Genomic DNA, 1,593 nt, shown 5'->3' with positions numbered 1-1,593 from the left:
TGCCGGATTGTGTAGCAATTGTTACCGATTTTGCTGTACCATTGTTGCCGTTTTTGCTGCAGTATTGTTACCGAATTTGTTGCATTCATTCTTACTGAAATCGCTGCATTATTATTTACCATTTACAATAGGTTGGTTACTTTTCAGACTAATAAGTTTTTCTTCATACAGCTTCTGTATAATGCTTAATAGCTCTTCAACTCTTCGCAGTAAAACCTGGGCTGTTTCCTTGGGTACTGTATATTTTTCGTTATATCGAGCGTCTGAGTAGGCTCTATTGAGGGTATTGAACAGAGTAGTCTCTTCTTTAGTAACACAGGGGAAAACGGCGAGAGGTTGTAAAGAAAAGTTAGCTATTAAACCCAGTAAGCGGGAAAGGTTATGGGTTGTAGAACGATAACCTGAATAAGCTCTAAGAATTGCCATACAAGCATGTTGCGCCGACTGATGCAGATCAAATGTCCCTTGCTCATACCATCCATTGCCAAAACAATACTTCGCCTTTTTGTGAAAGCACTGAGCAATATCGAAACATCGCATCCAGTCTGCTTCTATTTTACTTCTTACAATCTCCATATCGGCAGCCATTGGAGGGACTAAAAGCGGGTCGCCATCCCTATCATATATCAGTATTCCATTTCGATATACATTGCTAATAAACCGGTTGCCATTTTCTAAGGCTTTGTTTGCGGCAGAAAGCGACTGTGCAACAACTGTCACGTCACAATCTAGGGGAGTGACCTTTTGTTCCACTGCCTGGATTATTTCATGCTCTGGCCGTTTTTCATCTTCATCAATGATAAGCAGTAAGTCATAGGTAGGATGAACTCCGTTTTCTTGATTCCGTTCTTCAGAAAAGCAGTTCCAGTCTGACATTATTGTAATGCGATACCCATAACATATCACCTTATTGGGATAGACTGATTTTGCTATGATTTTAACCAATTGAATAATCTGTTGTAATTGTTCCTGGGGAAGTTTTGGGAAAGTCGTTAGCATATTTGTGGATTAAACTGTTGTGGAAATTTGGAAAGATTTGGGCAATCATGCATTTGCCTGATTCTTAATTGATAACAAGAAGGTAGTCCCACGTTTGCCTGTATCAGTAAGCCTAATATCGCCACCTAACAGTTCAGCGTATAGCTTACTTATGTATAAACCTAACCCCGTTCCTGCATAACCGAGATCCATTAACTGAAAAGGCTTAAACAAAAGATGTACCTTCTCCGGTGAGATTCCTTTCCCCTGGTCAATTACCTCAAATAGAATACGGCTTTCTTCTACTACATTGACAAAAAGGGTGATATTAGTCCCCTCCGGAGCTGCTTTTAGTGCGTTATCCACTAGGTTCCTCAATATCTGCCCTAGGTTTACAGCATCAGTATTGATGTATTGAGGCACTTGACAACGAATTAATAGCTTGATTTTGATTGATCTTGAAGCGGCAACTGCTGTGTACTGCTCAATATTGTAGATTCCGGAGTATGGTATCCCCCCATACCGGAACATGGTACCCCCTCATTCCGCTGATGGTAACCCCACCCTAATATTACTAGGATTGGAGTATATGAAGCTATAAATTTCACCCATCAT

Annotated in this window: 2 protein-coding genes; both read right to left on the bottom strand. The window is 40.4% G+C overall.

Annotation, left to right across the window (positions count from 1 at the left end; genetic code table 11):
* Window positions 1–111: 111 nt before the first annotated feature.
* Window positions 112–999 carry a HEPN domain-containing protein gene (locus tag GO493_RS30705; RefSeq protein ID WP_157310072.1) on the bottom strand — a complete coding sequence of 296 codons (888 nt, stop codon included), beginning with the start codon at window positions 997–999 and terminating at the stop codon, window positions 112–114.
* A gap of 45 nt (window positions 1,000–1,044) precedes the next feature.
* Complete coding sequence (locus GO493_RS30700; RefSeq protein ID WP_157310071.1) at window positions 1,045–1,401, bottom strand: sensor histidine kinase; 357 nt, start codon at window positions 1,399–1,401, stop codon at window positions 1,045–1,047.
* Window positions 1,402–1,593 lie beyond the last annotated feature (192 nt).

The organism is Chitinophaga tropicalis (assembly GCF_009758205.1).
Classification (GTDB): Bacteria; Bacteroidota; Bacteroidia; order Chitinophagales; family Chitinophagaceae; genus Chitinophaga; species Chitinophaga tropicalis.
This window is presented reverse-complemented; position numbering and strand designations above follow the sequence as displayed.

What these genes read in the sequence shown, in the direction of transcription:
- GO493_RS30705 (WP_157310072.1), bottom strand. Translation starts at nt 999, where the DNA reads ATGCTAACGACTTTCCCAAAACTTCCCCAGGAACAATTACAACAGATT.